Origin of the sequence: Muriicola sp. E247 (assembly GCF_041358175.1) — a bacterium.
Taxonomy (GTDB): domain Bacteria; phylum Bacteroidota; class Bacteroidia; order Flavobacteriales; family Flavobacteriaceae; genus Muriicola.
On the sequence record NZ_JBGKBE010000005.1, the window covers coordinates 49,728 to 67,313 of the forward strand.

Genomic DNA, 17,586 nt, shown 5'->3' on the forward strand with positions numbered 1-17,586 from the left:
CGATTAAATTTTGCCTAAAACTAAAAAACTCGCACCTGGGGTGCGAGTTTTTGTTGTGTAACGCTCTTTTTTATGCATCAATGTTGGCATAAACCGCATTTTTCTCGATAAACTCCCTTCTTGGAGGTACCTCATCCCCCATCAGCATGGAGAAAATCCTGTCTGATTCTGTAGCGTTGTCAATAGTTACCTGCCTTAGCGTCCTGAACTGAGGATTCATTGTGGTATCCCAAAGCTGTTCAGCATTCATTTCCCCAAGACCTTTGTACCGCTGTATGCTCACTCCACCTTTATAGCTTTCTGCTATTTCGTCTCGTTCCTTGTCATTCCAGGCATAATTCTTCTTACTTCCTTTTTTCACAAGATACAAGGGTGGGGTAGCTATGTAAACGTGTCCTGCCTCTATCAATTCTCTCATATAACGGAAGAAGAAGGTTAGGATCAATGTTTCAATATGACTTCCATCCACATCAGCATCACACATGATGATCACCTTGTGGTAGCGGAGTTTTTCAAGATTCAATGCCTTGCTGTCCTCTTCGGTTCCAATAGTAACACCCAGGGCAGTGTAAATGTTTTTAATCTCTTCATTCTCGAATACCTTGTGCTGCATGGCCTTCTCCACGTTAAGGATTTTTCCCCTCAATGGCAGAATGGCCTGGAAATTACGATCCCGACCCTGTTTGGCCGTTCCCCCTGCAGAATCTCCCTCCACCAGGAATACTTCGCATAGGGCTGGGTCCTGTTCCGAGCAATCGGATAATTTTCCCGGCAACCCGCCTCCTGACATCACATTCTTCCGCTGTACCATTTCACGGGCCTTGGTAGCCGCATGACGGGCCTGGGCCGCAAGAATTACTTTCTGTACTATTATTTTGGCATCATCCGGATTCTCTTCAAGATAATTGGTCAGCATTTCTGATACTGCCTGACTAACCGCTGAGGATACTTCCCTGTTTCCCAGCTTTGTCTTGGTCTGACCTTCAAACTGAGGTTCTGCAACCTTTACAGAAACAATTGCGGTAAGGCCTTCCCGAAAGTCATCCCCCTGAATCTCAAATTTGAGTTTATCGAGCATGCCTGAAGCATCGGCATACTTCTTTAAGGTGGTCGTAAGCCCCCTTCGGAAACCCGATAAATGGGTTCCTCCTTCATGAGTGTTGATATTGTTCACATAAGAGTGAAGGTTTTCCGTATACCCGGTATTGTAAACCATTGCTACTTCCACAGGGATATCGTTCTTTTCCCCTTCCATGGCAATGATATTCTGAATAAGGGATTCACGGTTCCCGTCGAGAAATCGGATAAATTCCTTCAGACCTTCTTCAGAATGGAAGACATCTGATACAAATTCGCCATCCTTATCTTTCTGCCTGCGATCTGTTATGGTAATAGTAATTCCTTTATTCAGGTAGGCGAGTTCCCGCATCCTGTTGGAGAGTGTCTCATAACTGAATTCAATAGTCTGAGAGAAAATTTGCTCATCGGGATGAAAGGTTACCTCCGTACCCCTGTCTTTGGTAGTGCCGGTACTTTTTACCGGATAGAGCGACTTCCCTCTTTCGTATTCCTGTTCCCAGATCTTTCCATCCCGGAAAACGGTAGCCTTAAGAGTGTTGGAGAGTGCGTTAACAACCGAAACCCCTACCCCGTGAAGTCCACCAGAAACTTTATACGAATCTTTGTCGAATTTCCCTCCGGCTCCAATCTTTGTCATCACAACCTGCAGGGCAGAAACACCTTCCTTTTTGTGAAGGTCTACGGGGATTCCCCGTCCATTATCCCTTACGGTAACGGAGTTATCCTCGTTGATAATTACACTGATGGTATCACAATGACCTCCCATGGCCTCGTCAATGGAGTTATCCACCACTTCATAAACCAGGTGGTGTAAACCTCTGACGCCTACATCTCCAATATACATTGAAGGGCGCATTCTTACATGTTCGATCCCTTCAAGGGCCTGAATACTATCTGCTGAATATTTATTTTTCTTCTCTTCGCTCATAAAATCGATTAAAATTTCTCTGTTTTTCAAGTTCGCATGGAACCATTCTTCACTAAAAGCAAAAACAATCCCGAAAGTTTCAAAATCTGATGGATTTATCTTCTTTAAAACCCCTTGGACTGTCTAAATTTTTACAATCTCACAAATATAAAGAAAAGCCCGTGAAATATAGGGATGAGGCAGGGTGTTAGCTATGAAGTTATTAACATTTTAACAACAATTTACTGCCTTTTCAAGCAAGGTGGAAAAAATTAATTTTATATGATAATTATTAGGTTTTATTCCTGTATCGCAGATTAATTTTACACCTAATTAAAATAGCAGACCATGAGCGATTCCAGAGGCGTTTCTCTGAAACTGATGTCACATATTCAAAAGGTGGTCGATGTGCAAAGCAGGGTCATCTATTTCCTGCTCTGTATTATTTTTTCCTTTGGCCTTACCTATGCGATGTACGAGCCCGGTCTTGACCAGGCACAGATCTATGTCCTTTTTCTCCTTTTCCTGGCTATCGGCTTATGGGTTACCGAAGCCATTCCGCCTTTTGCGGTTGGCCTGATGGTATTTGGTTTTCTCATTTTTGCGATGAACAGCCATTATTCCCAGGTAGATCCTGATAATGTCCGCTCGCATTATATAGGCTACATTAATTCCTGGTCGAGCAGTGTAATTTGGTTAATGCTCGGTGGCTTTTTTATCGCCGAAGCCATGAGCAAAACCCAATTAGACAAAGTAGTCTTCCGGATAAGTATATCGCGGATGGGAACATCACCCACAATGGTTCTCCTCGGACTGATGCTTACCACTTCCCTTTTCTCAATGATCATGTCTAATACGGCCACTACGGCTATGATGGTTGCTTCCGTATTGCCCTTTCTGAACACTATCGATAAAAATGCCCCTATGTCCAAGGCTATTTTAATTGGAATAGCCGGGGCAGCAACAATCGGAGGGATGGGGACGCTCATTGGATCGCCTCCAAACGCCATCGCCGTTGAGGCATTGAATAACCATGGTATCGACATTGGTTTTCTTGAATGGATGGTGATTGGTTTTCCCCTGGCTTTGATTCTTACGGTTTTGTTCTGGTATCTGCTCACCAGAAAATACATTGCCAAACAAGAAAAAATTGTAATCGCAATAGACGAGGATATACCACAGGCCGATGACGAATCGTATCGTTTTGAAAAAATCAAAAAGCGTATCGTGATCGGGGTGCTGTCACTTACCCTCATTTTATGGCTTACGGAGAAATTGCATGGCATCCCAGCCTCTGTAGTTTCCCTGCTGCCTATTATCCTATTGACCATGACAGGTATTGTCACGGCCGATGACGTTCGGAAACTCCCCTGGGACACCCTGATGCTTGTGGCGGGTGGACTCGCACTTGGGTTGGCAATTAAAGAAACGGGGCTCGCAGATTATTACGTGGAAAAAATCGCACAATTTGAACTAAATTTTATTGTCCTGGTGTTACTGTTTGCCTTTTTAACAGTCTTTTTGTCTAACGTGATGAGCAATACGGCTACAGCCACCGTTTTGATCCCCCTGGGAATCATTCTTACGTATCAGAATCCCATTGTTCTGCCTTTGGTAATTGGGCTATGTGCTTCAACTGCCTTGTTCCTGCCCATATCAACTCCCCCCAATGCCATTGCGTACAGTACGGGAAGGCTTGAACAAAAAGACTTCAGGTATGGCGGACTTTTAATGGGAGTTTTAGGTCCGCTCATAATTACTGCCATCGTCTTAATCACCTTTGTATTCTTGTAAGCCGTGGGCAGGCAGAAATCAAAGAAGCACCCATTGGGGTGCTTCCTGAAAATTCAATACAAAACCTGATTCAATCCTTGAACAGACTATTTAACATAGGCATCCTCATGCACCTTTGCCACGGCCCTTCCTGAAGGGTCGTTCATATTCTTAAATGCTTCATCCCATTCCAGGGCGATTTTAGTACTACAGGCCACAGAAGCTTCCTGAGGCACGCATAGTGCTGCGGCATCAGAAGGGAAATGCGACTCAAAGATGGAACGATAGTAAAATTCTTCCTTGGAAGAAGGAGTCTGAATCGGGAAACGGAATTTTGCATTTGCCAATTGCTCATCACTAACCTCTTTTGCAACCATCTCCTTCAACGTATCAATCCAACTGTACCCTACACCATCCGAAAATTGTTCTTTCTGTCTCCAGGCAACACTTTCGGGGAGATAGGATTCGAAAGCCTTTCGCACAACCCATTTTTCCATTCTTTCCCCGTTGATCATTTTGTCTTTGGGATTGATCCGCATAGCGACATCCATGAATTCCTTATCGAGGAAGGGAACTCTTCCCTCAATACCCCAGGCCGCCAGGGATTTATTTGCCCTGAGACAATCGTACATATGAAGTTTATCGAGTTTCCTTACGGTCTCTTCGTGGAATTCCTTTGCATTAGGTGCCTTGTGAAAGTAAAGATACCCCCCGAATAATTCATCGGCTCCTTCTCCTGACAAAACCATTTTAATTCCCATAGATTTGATCACTCTGGCCATCAGGTACATAGGCGTAGAAGCCCTTATTGTAGTGATATCATAGGTTTCCAGGTTGTAAATAACATCCTTAATGGCGTCTAATCCTTCCTGGATAGTGAATTTAATTTCGTGGTGAACGGTACCTATCTGGTCTGCCACTTTTCTGGCCGCCGCAAGGTCGGGTGAACCGTCGAGTCCGACCGAAAAGGAATGCAGCTGTGGCCACCATGCCTCTGTAGTATCGTCAGATTCAATCCTCTTCTGAGCGTATTTTTTAGCAATGGCTGAGGTAACCGAGGAATCCAATCCGCCGGATAAAAGAACACCATAAGGGACATCCGACATCAACTGACGATGTACCGCTGCCTCCAACGCTTCGCGTATTTCTTGAATACTTGTTTGGTTGTCTTTAACGGCATCGTACTCCATCCAATCGCGCGTATACCATCGCTTTAATTCTCCGTCATCGCTGTGCAGATAATGCCCGGGAGGAAATAATTCGATCTTGGTGCAAGTACCTTCAAGCGCCTTTAATTCTGAGGCAACATAGAATGTACCGTTCTTGTCCCATCCCATGTACAAAGGGATAATTCCCATATGATCCCGGGCGATAAAATAGGAGTCATTCTCCTTATCGTAAATCGAAAACCCGAAGATGCCATTCATCTCATCGAGGAAGGCAGGACCCTTTTTCTGATACAAAGCTAATATCACCTCACAATCCGATTCGGTCTTGAACTGATACTTTCCTTCAAATTGTTTACGCAACTCCCGATGATTATAGATTTCTCCATTGGCTGCCAGGACAAGTTTCCCGTCAGGACTAAGCAAGGGTTGCTTGCCAGAGGCCGGGTCAACTATCGCCAGTCGTTCATGAGCAAGGATAGCTTTGTCATCTGAATAAATACCGCTCCAATCTGGACCCCGATGCCGTACCTTTTTGGACATTTCCAATAACTGAGGCCTTAACACTTCACTACTTTCCTTAATATCAAAGGCACAAACAATTCCGCACATACAATTCTATATTAGATTATGATAGGCAAAGATGAAGCAATACTTTTAATTATAAAATATAATAGCATTAAATAGTTATAATTTATAACTAAATATGGATATTATTATACAATTTAACATGTATATATCTTAGATGGACGAATTTGCTTAAAAATTGTAAGATGTGAAAATTTTAACGACTCTTTATAAAAATACGACGGTTGAAGCCATTAGCTTTGAAGGAACTAAAAATCGATACTTATGAAAAATTTACTTACACTTACTTTAATGGTATGCGCCCTGGTATTTTCAGGTGATGCCATAGCACAGGAATTTAGCGGAATGGATAAAAGTCCAATGGATATGGCCTCTTATCCTTCAGATTACAAAAATTCTGACAAGGCAGTCAGGGTGATCTACAGCAGACCTCAACTTAAAGGCCGATCTCTCGACGACCTCGCTCCGGCGGGCAAGGTATGGAGAACGGGCGCCAACGAGGCGGCAGAAATTACATTCTACAAAGGTGCTACCGTTGGTGGTCAAAAAGTTGATGCGGGTACGTATTCGCTCTTTACCGTTCCCGGAGAAGACGGATGGACAGTCATCCTTAATAAAAACCTGAATCAGTGGGGTTCATATTTCTACGATGATTCCGGAGATGTTGCAAGAGCCAAGGGAATGGTTTCCAATGCATCCGATTCCCTGGAGGCCTTTTCGATGACTTTCAAAGAAGTTGACAACGGTGTTCACCTTATCATGGGATGGGGTACAACCCGTGTTGCAGTACCTATCTCTTTTGTAATGTAAAATCAAAAAAAGAATTAAAAAGCCGAAGCGGACTGCTTCGGCTTTTTTTTGCTTAGCTATTTCATCTGAACCCCATTGATAAAGACTTTTTCCGCCTCCAGATTCGGGATTTTTTCCAGTGGTATTTCCATTATATCCTCACTTAAGATCACAAAATCGGCCACTTTTCCTACTTCCAGACTTCCTTTCTCTTCTTCTTCAAAGTTTGAGTAGGCGGCCCACAGAGTCATTCCTTTCAGAGTTTCTTCCCTCGATAAGGCATCGTTCATCTGAAAGCCTCCTTCCGGATACCCTTCTAAGTCTTTCCTTGCTACTGATGCATAGAAGGTGAGGAACGGACTTACCTTCTCCACCGGGAAATCAGTACCCAGGGCCACCATCCCAGCCTTGTCCAATAATGTTTTAAAGGCATATGCTCCTATCACCCTCTCTGGCCCCAATCTGTCTTCTGCCCAGTACATATCACTAGTTGCATGAGTAGGTTGGATTGAAGGAATTATTCCTTCCTTAAAATAATCAAAGTCTTCAGCAGAAATAACCTGCGCATGTTCAATTTTCCAGCGCCTGTCTTCTTTCCCTGCAAGTGCCTTTTTGTACGCCCTTAGGACTGCGATATTGGCTGAATCTCCTATCGCATGTGTATTCATCTGGTAATCTGAAGCTGCAATACGCATAGCCAGGGCTTCAATATCTTCTACTGGGGTAACCATGGCTCCGAAATGCCCTGGCTGATCTGAATAGGGCTCCCTTAAAGCAGCTCCCCTTGAACCCAATGCCCCATCTCCATAAACTTTTACCGATCTCACATTGAGTCGGTTTGTCTTTACTATTCCTTTCTTAAGGAAGTGATCTACATTTTCCGGAGAGTTGCTCACCATGGCATATACCCGAATTGATAGTTCTCCTTTTTGCTGAAGGCTGTCGATAAGCTCAATGGTACCTCTCATGAGTCCGGCATCATTTACTGTGGTAAGGCCATATTCCAGACAAAGTTCTTCCGCATCTTTCAAAGCCTTTATGTTCATTTCCAGCGTTGGAGGAGGGACTATCCGGTCGATCAAGGCCATGGGGTTGTCTACCAGCACCCCGCTTATTTTTCCATTCTTTTTAATGATCTCCCCTCCCTGAACTGTAGTTGCTTCGGTAATCCCCGCAAGGTCGAGTGCCTTTTGATTCACGAGGTATGCATGCCCGTCAACTCTTTCAAGGGCCACGGGAGTATCAGGAAAAAGCGCATCCAGTTCTTCTTTGGTAGGAAATTCTTTTACTTCCCAGTCGTTCTGGTCCCATCCCCTGCCCTGTATGAAGTTCGAAGGATTCTGGTTCTGAAATTCTTTTACCCGCTCCAATACTTCTTCATAACTACCGGTTCCAACCAAATCTACTTTTAATTGGTTCAGCCCTAAACCGTAAAAATGACAATGTGCATCTATGAGACCGGGTATAACCGTTTTCCCACTGGCATCGATAACTTTATCCCCCTGGTATTTTCCCTGTATTTCTTCATTTGTACCTACAGCGATGATCTTACCCTCACTAACAGCCAGGGCTTCAGCCGTATCAAAAGAATCATTTACTGTATAAATGTTAGCATTGATTAGCAGTAAGTCTGCCGAATCCCTTGCAGTATCGCAGGCAAATACTACTGCAAGACAGGCGAAGAAAAGTACTTTTTTCATAAGGTGTAATTTGGAATCAGATTAAGAACCCGATTGAATTGAGCAGATCAAAAATAATGAAATCAGGTAAATCCGAAAATGAATAAGGGTCTGAACTATTTTCTGGGACCTTTTCCTTTTTTCTCTTTGATCTTTACATAGATAAGCTTCTTCCTCCCTTTGGCATCTTCTCGCCTTTCTATTTCAAATTCACCAAGGGCACTTATCAGGGGTGTAAGTTTCTGATACCCGTAATTCCGGGAGTCGAAATTGGGTTGTTTTTTCTGCAGCAGACTGCCTACGTCTCCCAGAAAAGCCCAGCCGTCATCATCAGCTACATCATCTACCGTATCTGTAATCAACTGAACATCTTTGCGGGTGATTTTATCTACACCACTTTTTTTATCGGCCTTGCTGCCTTCAGAATCCACTGTGCTTTCCTCTGATTGCTTTTTCAGGATCTCGATATAGATAAATTTATCACAGGCCACGATAAACGGATTGGGTGTTTTCTTCTCCCCAATCCCAAATACCTGCATTCCTGCTTCCCGTAACCGGGTGGCAAGGCGGGTAAAATCGCTGTCACTGCTCACCAGGCAAAAGCCATTGACTTTCCCGGAATAGAGAATATCCATAGCATCGATGATCATGGCCGAATCGGTTGCATTTTTACCGGCTGTGTAACCGTATTGCTGGATCGGGGTAATAGCGTTCTCCAATAACACGTTCTTCCATTTTCCCAGGCGTGGGTTGGTCCAGTCGCCGTAAATTCTTTTAATGGTAGGATTACCATACTTAGCAATCTCTTCCATCATTTCCTTTACATAGGCTGATGGGATGTTATCTCCATCTATCAGTACAGCTAAATTGATATCCATAGTTTACTTTTTTACAAAGTACGGGCTTTCTTTTTCATCCCGAAATATAAATAGAGTAAGAATGATAATTATCTAGACCTGCTTAGGATGTTTATTCCATTTTTGTCAGGATAAATTCCACCCGCCTGTTTTTTTTCCTTCCTTCCGGGGTAGTATTATCAGCAACGGGAAGGTCGCCACCGTGCCCTTTCCATGAAATTCTCTCGGGAGAAAGACCTAAGTCTTTAAAGTAGTTCACTACTGCCTTACATCGGTTTCCCGATAACTTCATGTTGTAGGCCGGAAGACCGATAGCATCGGTATGCCCGTGAATAATGATGTGCAGACTGGGATCTTCCACCAGAAAATCATAGGTTTTTTTCAGGTAAACCTTGGCTGAATCGAGGAGCAGGTATTCATCGAAATCGAATAGTACATGCTGGAAAAGGTGTGGTGTATTGAGACTTGGCGGACCGTCTATTGGTTGCTCAGTAGTTAAGGAAGTGGCCGCCTTTGTTTTATTTGAAATAAGGGAAACCATATCCACATAATAGTAGGCTCCCTGTTTGGCACCTTTTTTAATCAGAAATTTACGGGTTCTGGCGTTGTTTTTAAAGTTACCCAGGGTCATATACTCCTCATTCCCCTTTGCGATATACGTAGTTGAGACCAGCATCCACTCCTTTTTGTCATTGGCAAAATGCGAATAACCAATTTCCAGGTACGAGAACTTATTGTCGATATCAGAATACAAATGCTTTTTTGACATTTCTTTCCTTATCTCAAGATTGAATGGTTTTTCTGAAAACACAACTCCGAATTGGTTGATTGCAAAGTCGGATCGTTCCGCCAGGCTTACAAAGAAACTCAGTTCGTAAACTTCATCTTTAATCAGGGGGGTAGTCAGTTTAGCCTGCATGTATTCCCTGTAGTCGTTTGGGGCATAGAGATAAAACCCCGCATACCCCTGGCCAAAATCGGCGATCTGGGTACCATTGAAATTCTTTGGGGTGCCCATGGCCTCACTACAGGCGTGAAAATAATCAGTAGAACCCAGGGAGGGTGTGTTCCAGCCTATCACATCAGAATTAAAATTCCCGAGTTTTTCCGGGCAGGATGTATGCTCTTCAAAACTGGGATTTACTACCAGATTTTGGGCACCGCAAATCCATAGCCCAAAAAGGACTATACAAATACTGATAAAATATCTCAACTTACGCATGGGTAAGGCTTCCCGTTTATCGTCTTGATAAATTTAAGGAAAGTGGACTTTTAAAAGCCCCCAGGACCTCCTCGCTTCGTTAAAGGGTTAAGAAATTAGGCTATATCACGTGGGAATTAAGAAGAATATTACCTAAAGCAGTGTTATTTAAAGGTCTAGAAATCAAATTTATAAGTGGCTCCTGCCAGTATTTGAAAACTCTGAACCCTGAAATTAGCCCAACGCTGGTAGTCATTATTGGCCAGGTTACTGGCTTTGGCAAAGATGGAAAGCTGGTCACTTAGACGGTAACCTACATGCGCATTCGCGTCGATATAGGCATCGAGGGTGAGGATGCTAGCAGGATATTCTGATGGCTGTGTATTAGGAATCACCACCGCACTGAGATCCTCCCGTTCTCCTACATAAAAAATAGTTGCCCCCATAAACCAATTTTCATCCAATTGATAATCCATAAATAAAGATCCCTTTAAATTTGGAAGGTTCCATGCCGGGTTGTCGGTTTCGGTATCGTATTCTGAAACCGAGGCGTTGATCCCCAGACTGAAATTTCGATTGACATCGAGGTTAAGTTCCCCAAAAATGCCAAGCGTCTTCACGTCATCATAAAACAATTCAAATGAATTGCCGTAGGTATAGCCCTTTTCATCATCCCGGAAATCATTTTGGGGATTTAACTTGAATAATGGCTTTCTGTTTTCTGCCTTATAGGATCCCCTGATATTGTAGCTCAGGTTGGGGAAGAGCTGCCCCTTAAATCCAAGTTTAGCATTGTATTGCTGATCTGTTGGCTGAATAACCAGGGTAGGCGAAACAAAAGGATTTTCCTGCACAAAATCGGCATAAGAATTCTGACGCAATTCTCCATTAACTCCTCCATAAACAATTACCACTTCATCCAGCAATCGGTAAGAGGCGGTCACCTGAGGGTAGATATAGAAGTTTCCCTCGCTGTTCTCCATGTCCATCCCATAAACCAGATTGGCTCCCAGGCGAATATGCAATTCGTCCTTTTCAATTAAAATAGACGGACTGAGACCCACCTGAAACTGAGAATAGGTTATACCTTCCGTATTTGCGGTATTATTAACATCAGCATTGGCAAACTCACCTTCCACATAGTCTGTTTTAAAGCCCAGCATAAAGGATTCCTGACTCAGAGGGAAATCAAGGCTTGTAAACAGGCTAGCCCGGTTCTCTCCCGACTCAACCTCATCCCAAAACCTTTTAAGGTTTAGCTTACCCTTGCTAAAAACAGCATCTTCCTGTTTGAAAGTGGCTCCTACTTCAGCGTTAAAATACTGTTGTTGTTCATCAATTCCCGCAATGGTAGCCTCATCAAAAACCCCTTCGGGAAGACCGTACCAGTTGTAGAGTTTATGTCCTCCGCCCAGGGATATTCCCCAGTCGCCATCACGACCTCTATTGGAATAGGCAGCATTTATTTTTGTGTTGTAGAAATCCGTCTCCAGAGGTGTAAAATCCAGGTCGCCTCTTGAGGAGAAATGATTGATTCCAACGTCAATTCGTTGTTTCCCACGATCGATATCCCGGCTCGTGTAAACATCGAGCAGGGCATTGTTATAATTACCTAAGCCCATAGAAACTGATGAATTGTAAAGTTTTTCCGGGGTTGCTTTCTGAACAGCAGCAGCAGTCCCTTTTGCAGGTACAAAAGTGGAGGCAACAGGCACTGAAAATATGCTATATGTGATTTCCTTTTTAGTTTGGATGATGGAGTCGTTGAGAACAGGCACTGATTTGATCTTAAACGCGTCAGAGACCGTAGGCGAATACGGTTTCACAACGGTGACCGTTTCAGTACCCAGATCTTTTTCCTGAGCTAAAACACCCAGGGAAGAGCCGAAAAGAATACTTAATATTATTATAAACTTCCTTGACATAATTGTAAACGTTGTTTAATTCTCTCCTGTGTTTACAGAAGCATTTTTCTCAGCCTCTTTGGTTTTTATCTCCGCCAGTTCCTCTCTTGCCATTGATTCAATATCAGGAAACTGAGTAAAATTAGAGATAACACTTTCCAGGATGTAGGTTGCCTGAAAAGCATCTCCTAATGAGTAGAAGTTCTGTGCCATTACAATCAATCCTTTACCTCCCCATTCTTTATAAATGGCATATTCTCTGGCCAGTTTCTGTACCGAGATATTGCTTTCTTCCAGGGCACCACGTTTTTGTTTGAAATAGGCATCGAAATACAAGGCTTCTGCAGCAAGTGACCCTGAAGCGATTTTCTGCACTTTCGCATAAGCCTCTTCTGCAGTTTCCTCGTCAGCTGTTTTCATGGCTGATCTGGCGATCATGATCTGTGCATCACTCTTTATCCTGTCATCTAAGCCAGGTGAGTTCAGCACCTTATCGGCATACTCCAGTGTTTTTTCATAATTCTTTTGATCGTAGTATGCCTTCATCAAATTCTGACGAGCATATGTCCTGTTTTGGGTGATGTCAGCGGAATTCTCCAGCTGGATCAGGTATTGCATTGCGTTAGCGTAGTCCTCTTTTGCAAGCAGGAGTTCACAAACACGAGTCAATGCCTGTTCCTTATAATCACTTCCTCCCCTGTCGGCAACATATTTAAAGGAATTCAATGCCTTTTCCTGATTTCCCTCGGCAAACTGCAACTGTGCCAGTTTAAAATGTACATCTACAATGTGTAAACCGGAAGGAAATTCAGAGATATAATTCTCATACCCCTTTATGGCGGCGGCAGTGCGACCTTCAAGAGCTTGTTTTTCTGCAGATTCAAAGGTGGCATTATCGAGTTCAGCATCTGAAACCTCTACAAAATCGAGATTTCGTACCCAGGCCGCATATTCATTTACCCTGCCCATATCCATATAGACCAATTTTGCCGTGTTCACAGCCTGAATTGCTTCCTGTGAGTTAGGGTATTTGTCAACCACAGAACCAAATTTAGACAGGGCTTCTTCATTGCGATTGGTATTGTAATGAACCAACCCCTGCCGGAGAAGTGCCTGAGGTACCAGTTTACTACCGGGGTAAAAATTCACCATGTCAGCAAACGCCTTCAGTCCTTCCTGGTTCCTGTTTTCCCTGATATAGGAATTCCCCAGTTCAAAAAGAACATCATCTTTTAATGTTGAGGAGGGATAGGCAGTTAAAAATGCATTGAGTTCAGCCAGTTTCGTGGAATTCCGCCCCATAAATCCGTAGCTTACTGCTTTCTGGAAGGCAGCATAATCCTTTTCCCTGCCATTTCCGGAAATATAGTCGGTATAGGCTTCAATGGCACTGTTGTATTTGCTTGTTACAAAATAACAATCCCCAAGCCTTACCTGTGCATCCTGAGCTTTTTCATTCCCTATGGTTGCTGATTTATAATTCCTGAAGTACGGTATAGCCGAATTGTAATCCTTTAACTTAAAATAGGAATATCCCAAATTGTAATCCAGCTCCTTAAATTCTTCAGTTCTGGCGGCAACCGGACTTTGTTGAAAGCGGATATATTCAACAAGTGCCTCGTCAAAACGATTGAGCAAATAACTGGCTTCGCCTTTCCAGTACCGAGACCTTGCCGTAAAAACAGCATCAGCATCACTTTTAATAGCCCTGTCTAAAATATCGGCCGTTTCGGCGTAATCTCCGTCGAGAAACAATTCCATTCCGCGGAAAAAAGCTACTTTCTGGTAGGTCGATTTATTGGCGTAATTCCTGTTTTGCTCAATTAATTCCAGTGCACCTTTAAAGTTTTTTGAGGTGAGGTAAGAGTCCACCAACAAGTCCTGAAGTTCAGGGGCGTATGTGTCTTTAGGGTATCGATCAAGATAGGTTGAAAGCACCTGCGTAACAGGCTCATAAGCGTTCCCGATCTCATAACTGAGTCGGGCGTAATTAAGCAGGGCGTCTTTTTCTATTTCAGGAGAAAAATCCATTTGCGAGGCATTTCTAAAGGCATTAAGAGCTTCCTGTTTCTTCCCGAGTTTTAGATAGCACTCGGCAAGATGGTAGTAAGCGTTCTGCGCCACGCTGTTCGTACCGTCAATAATCTTATTGAACTGCAGGATGGCATTGGCATAATCCTGCTGCTGATAATAACAGTAACCCAGCTGATAGTAGTCTGTATTGTTCCATCTGCCCCGTTTACCGCGATAGGCCTCCAGGTAGGGAATGGCCTGGGCGTATTGCTGCAGATTGAAATAACTCTCTCCTATGATCTTGTTGAGTTCGGAAACCTCCTGCCTGTCGGAATTTGGAAGCTGTTTTTTTCCCAGGGCGATGGCTTCTTCAAAATTGCCCAGCTTAAAATTCAGATCTGCCTGGAAGTAGGAGAGTTTCTCATCGAGAAGATCCTGGTCTGTGATCTGATCAAATCTTTCGGTAGCCTCCTGGTAATCGTCCTGTTGGTAGGCAATAAATCCCATGTAATACTTGGCTTGCGAACCGTATTCGGGTGAATTTAACACACGGTTAAAATAGCTTTTGGCCTCCTCGGGTTTTTTAGCGGCGTAAAGGGAATAGCCAAGATTGAAGTGGTAGCGTTCCCGGTCCTTTTTCGGAACCGTATAAGGCTCTACTTTCTTATACCATTTAAGCGCATATGGATATTTACCATTCTCGAAATAATAATCGGCTACATCCATAAATGCCGCATCGCGTTTGGTAGAAGTCGGATAACTTTCCACAAAATCTTCCATCAGTCGGTCTGCCCCCAACTGATTGAGTCTTACAGCTGCGTTGGCCGCGTAATAGGCACTGTTAGCTTTGGTTTCCTCGTTTTGGGTCCTTGCTTTTACTTTTTCAAAGAGGGTTTGCGCAGCCTGGTACTGTTTGTTATTATATAGTTGGAGCGCTTCCTGGTATTCACTGTCATCATGGGTATAGATTCCAGATTCCTGTGCATTTACCAAAATTAGCAGCCCAAGGGCCACGAGGGTTAAGGCGGTCTTTTTCTTTAACATAGTGTTCTAAAACTCGTGAGAATTACCGTATTTGTCTTAGTAACGGCAAATATCGGGTTGCAGTATAATCCAGTCAAAGAAAAAGTTTTTTAAGCGGCCTGTTCTTTTTATCCTGTAGAACTTATTACTTTTATATCAACAAAAGATGTATGGAAGAGCCTGTACTAAGCTTAAAGGATGTTGCTGTTTTCCAAAAAGAAAATTTGGTATTAAACGATATCAATCTGGAGGTCAGGAAGGGTGAATTTGTATACCTTATCGGAAAAACCGGGAGTGGGAAGAGTAGCTTTATGAAAACTCTTTATGCAGATCTTCCATTGAAACAGGGTCATGGCCGGGTGGTAGGGTTTAATCTTAAGACACTTGAGGAAAAGAATATCCCGTATCTGAGACGAAAATTAGGAGTTGTTTTCCAGGATTTTAAACTTCTTCCGGACAGGAATATCCATAAAAATCTTCAATTTGTTCTAAGAGCCACTGGATGGAAAGATTCGACCAAAATGGATGCCAAGATTGAGGAAGTTCTCGAAAAAGTGGGGATGAAGACCAAAGGATTTAAATTTCCCCATGAGCTTTCAGGGGGAGAACAACAGCGGGTAGCCATTGCCAGAGCCTTACTCAATGACCCCGAACTCATTCTTGCTGATGAACCTACTGGTAATCTCGATCCTCAAACCAGCGTGGAAGTAATGAAGGTGCTGCAGGAAATCAACCAGACCGGACGTACTATCCTTATGGCTACACATGACTACGCACTGATCCTGAAATACCCTTCCAAGACTTTAAAATGCGATGGGAATAAGGTTTTTGAAGTAGTTCAGAAAGCGGTTTAATTGCTTTTGACAACCCCAGGCACTTCTTATTTCTGAAAGAAAAAAAAGCGTATCTTTCTCACAACAACCAACCTGATTAATTATGAAACTAAAAGCTTTCACCTTACCCCTATTCCTGCTATTCCTACTTTCATGTAAAACTGATCCTGCTCCACTAGCTGAAACAGTGGTTGAGGAAGTAAAAGAATGGCAGCCCGAGGATACCCGAAGTATGACAGGAGTAATGGCCAAAAGAGGCCTGATCTACAATTCTGAAACGGATACTGAAGGTTATGTGCTTTTTGAACCATCAAGCAGTACATCCACCTTTTTAATTAACAAGAATGGAGAGGTGGTACACCGATGGGATTCCGACCTCAATTCAATGAACTCCTATCTTCAACCAAACGGACATCTTATCCGGATGGAGCGCGATGAAAATTTCCCAACCTTTGCGGCAGGAGGGCAGTCCGGTAGAATTAAGGAATACGACTGGGAGGGGAACCTCGTATGGGACTTTGCTTATTTTAGTGAAACCTACCTCACCCACCACGATATAGAAGTAATGCCCAATGGCAACATCCTAGCGATTTCTTATGATGCAATAAGTGCTGAGGAAGCCGAAGCATCAGGGATGGACCCCCAACACATACCAAAGGCGGGAATATGGCTCGATAAGATCATAGAGATTGAACCTGTAAAACCAAAAGGAGGCAAGGTAATCTGGGAATGGAGAATGCAGGACCATCTCGTACAGGAATTTGATCCTTCAAAAAAGAACTATGCAATAGTTGCTGAACATCCCAGAAAGATCAATCTCAATACAGCCAGTGAAGAAGCTGGTCCTCCCATGACCCAGGAACGTCTGGACCAAATGAAAAAAATGGGCTTTTTAACTTCCAATGCGACTGTAGACAACCGCGGCTCGGATATCACCCACACCAATGCCATATCGTATAATCCTGAACTCGATCAGATCGTCATTAGTGTTCCGGGATATGGAGAGATCTTTGTCATTGATCACAGCACTACTACGGAGGAAGCCAGAACAGCCTCCGGTGGCAAGTCGGGATTAGGAGGAGAACTATTATATCGCTGGGGAAATCCCGCCAACTACGGAATGGGAACCAAAGAAGATCAGAAGTTATTTGGACAACACGACAGCAAATGGATCCCGAAAGGATATCCGGGCGAAGGAAATCTGATGGTCTACAACAACGATATTCCTCATCCGGATAACAAGCTTCCCAATATGTGGGCAGCTCTGGCGGGTAATCCCTCGCCCGAATTAAATGTATCTATAGGAGATGTAGGTAATTATTCTGCTGTCCATGAATGGAAGATACCTACCTCAGAAAACGGATTTTACGAGCCAAATGAGAATGGGGTATTCGGGCCAAAAACACCCGACTGGACCTATACTGCCCCGGATAAATATTCTATGTATTCTTCCTTTATTTCAGGGGCTCATCGGCTAAAAAACGGACATACACTTATCACTCAGGGGAAGCAGGGTAGATTTATAGAAGTTGACGAGAATGGCAAACTTGTCTGGGAGTATTGGAATCCCTTCGTGGATGACTACAAATTACCCGACGGATCCCCTGCTCAACCTACGGGGCCTTTTATATTTGGGATTTTCAGGGCCACCTTATACCCTGAGGATCACCGGGCTTTCAAAGGCAAAAGTCTGGAGCCAATAGCTCCTCAACCCGATCCATTTATCTTTAAAATGCCACCTCCACAGGAAGAAATTGCTCAATAAAATATCAA

11 protein-coding genes are annotated in these 17,586 nt (G+C 43.4%); 4 read left to right on the plus strand and 7 right to left on the minus strand.

Features of this window, described 5'->3' with window-relative positions:
- Positions 1–70: 70 nt before the first annotated feature.
- On the minus strand, positions 71–2,008 hold the full coding sequence (gyrB, locus tag ACA086_RS08950; protein ID WP_371002980.1) for a DNA topoisomerase (ATP-hydrolyzing) subunit B: 1,938 nt from the start codon (positions 2,006–2,008) through the stop codon (positions 71–73).
- Between the two features lie 327 nt (positions 2,009–2,335).
- On the opposite strand from gyrB, the gene ACA086_RS08955 reads away from it, so the two are divergent.
- Positions 2,336–3,781 (plus strand): DASS family sodium-coupled anion symporter, encoded by a 1,446-nt coding sequence (locus ACA086_RS08955; RefSeq protein ID WP_371002981.1) that lies wholly within the window; start codon positions 2,336–2,338, stop codon positions 3,779–3,781.
- Between the two features lie 86 nt (positions 3,782–3,867).
- Here ACA086_RS08955 and asnB read toward each other — a convergent pair whose 3' ends face one another.
- On the minus strand, positions 3,868–5,538 hold the full coding sequence (gene asnB / locus ACA086_RS08960; protein ID WP_371002982.1) for an asparagine synthase B: 1,671 nt from the start codon (positions 5,536–5,538) through the stop codon (positions 3,868–3,870).
- A 240-nt stretch (positions 5,539–5,778) separates the two neighbouring features.
- Between asnB and ACA086_RS08965 the strand changes: the two genes are divergently transcribed.
- Positions 5,779–6,324 (plus strand): DUF2911 domain-containing protein, encoded by a 546-nt coding sequence (locus ACA086_RS08965; protein ID WP_371002983.1) that lies wholly within the window; start codon positions 5,779–5,781, stop codon positions 6,322–6,324.
- A 56-nt stretch (positions 6,325–6,380) separates the two neighbouring features.
- On the opposite strand, the gene ACA086_RS08970 is transcribed toward ACA086_RS08965, so the two are convergent.
- The 5 genes from ACA086_RS08970 to ACA086_RS08990 all read right to left on the minus strand — a co-directional run bounded on the left by ACA086_RS08970 (position 6,381) and on the right by ACA086_RS08990 (position 15,001).
- Positions 6,381–8,003: an amidohydrolase gene (locus tag ACA086_RS08970; protein ID WP_371002984.1), complete on the minus strand. Its 1,623-nt coding sequence runs from the start codon at positions 8,001–8,003 to the stop codon at positions 6,381–6,383.
- A 95-nt stretch (positions 8,004–8,098) separates the two neighbouring features.
- Positions 8,099–8,860, minus strand: coding sequence for an NYN domain-containing protein (locus tag ACA086_RS08975; protein WP_371002985.1), 762 nt, complete (start codon positions 8,858–8,860; stop codon positions 8,099–8,101).
- 91 nt (positions 8,861–8,951) lie between these two features.
- Positions 8,952–10,061 (minus strand): OmpA family protein, encoded by a 1,110-nt coding sequence (locus ACA086_RS08980; RefSeq protein ID WP_371002986.1) that lies wholly within the window; start codon positions 10,059–10,061, stop codon positions 8,952–8,954.
- A 155-nt stretch (positions 10,062–10,216) separates the two neighbouring features.
- Positions 10,217–11,965: a TonB-dependent receptor gene (locus tag ACA086_RS08985; protein WP_371002987.1), complete on the minus strand. Its 1,749-nt coding sequence runs from the start codon at positions 11,963–11,965 to the stop codon at positions 10,217–10,219.
- A gap of 15 nt (positions 11,966–11,980) precedes the next feature.
- The gene (locus ACA086_RS08990; RefSeq protein WP_371002988.1) at positions 11,981–15,001 is read right to left on the minus strand and encodes a tetratricopeptide repeat protein; all 3,021 of its coding nucleotides are present in this window, start codon (positions 14,999–15,001) and stop codon (positions 11,981–11,983) included.
- A gap of 149 nt (positions 15,002–15,150) precedes the next feature.
- On the opposite strand from ACA086_RS08990, the gene ACA086_RS08995 reads away from it, so the two are divergent.
- Together ACA086_RS08995 and ACA086_RS09000 are read left to right on the plus strand one after the other, a co-directional pair.
- Entirely contained in the window at positions 15,151–15,834 is a 684-nt protein-coding gene (locus tag ACA086_RS08995) for a cell division ATP-binding protein FtsE (protein WP_371002989.1), read from the plus strand.
- 82 nt (positions 15,835–15,916) lie between these two features.
- On the plus strand, positions 15,917–17,578 hold the full coding sequence (locus ACA086_RS09000; RefSeq protein ID WP_371002990.1) for an aryl-sulfate sulfotransferase: 1,662 nt from the start codon (positions 15,917–15,919) through the stop codon (positions 17,576–17,578).
- The last annotated feature ends 8 nt before the right edge of the window (positions 17,579–17,586 follow it).

Coding starts and splice junctions, on each gene's coding strand:
- gyrB (WP_371002980.1), bottom strand. CDS start 2,008: ATGAGCGAAGAGAAGAAAAATAAATATTCAGCAGATAGTATTCAGGCC.
- ACA086_RS08955 (WP_371002981.1), top strand. CDS start 2,336: ATGAGCGATTCCAGAGGCGTTTCTCTGAAACTGATGTCACATATTCAA.
- asnB (WP_371002982.1), bottom strand. CDS start 5,538: ATGTGCGGAATTGTTTGTGCCTTTGATATTAAGGAAAGTAGTGAAGTG.
- ACA086_RS08965 (WP_371002983.1), top strand. CDS start 5,779: ATGAAAAATTTACTTACACTTACTTTAATGGTATGCGCCCTGGTATTT.
- ACA086_RS08970 (WP_371002984.1), bottom strand. CDS start 8,003: ATGAAAAAAGTACTTTTCTTCGCCTGTCTTGCAGTAGTATTTGCCTGC.
- ACA086_RS08975 (WP_371002985.1), bottom strand. CDS start 8,860: ATGGATATCAATTTAGCTGTACTGATAGATGGAGATAACATCCCATCA.
- ACA086_RS08980 (WP_371002986.1), bottom strand. CDS start 10,061: ATGCGTAAGTTGAGATATTTTATCAGTATTTGTATAGTCCTTTTTGGG.
- ACA086_RS08985 (WP_371002987.1), bottom strand. CDS start 11,965: ATGTCAAGGAAGTTTATAATAATATTAAGTATTCTTTTCGGCTCTTCC.
- ACA086_RS08990 (WP_371002988.1), bottom strand. CDS start 15,001: ATGTTAAAGAAAAAGACCGCCTTAACCCTCGTGGCCCTTGGGCTGCTA.
- ACA086_RS08995 (WP_371002989.1), top strand. CDS start 15,151: ATGGAAGAGCCTGTACTAAGCTTAAAGGATGTTGCTGTTTTCCAAAAA.
- ACA086_RS09000 (WP_371002990.1), top strand. CDS start 15,917: ATGAAACTAAAAGCTTTCACCTTACCCCTATTCCTGCTATTCCTACTT.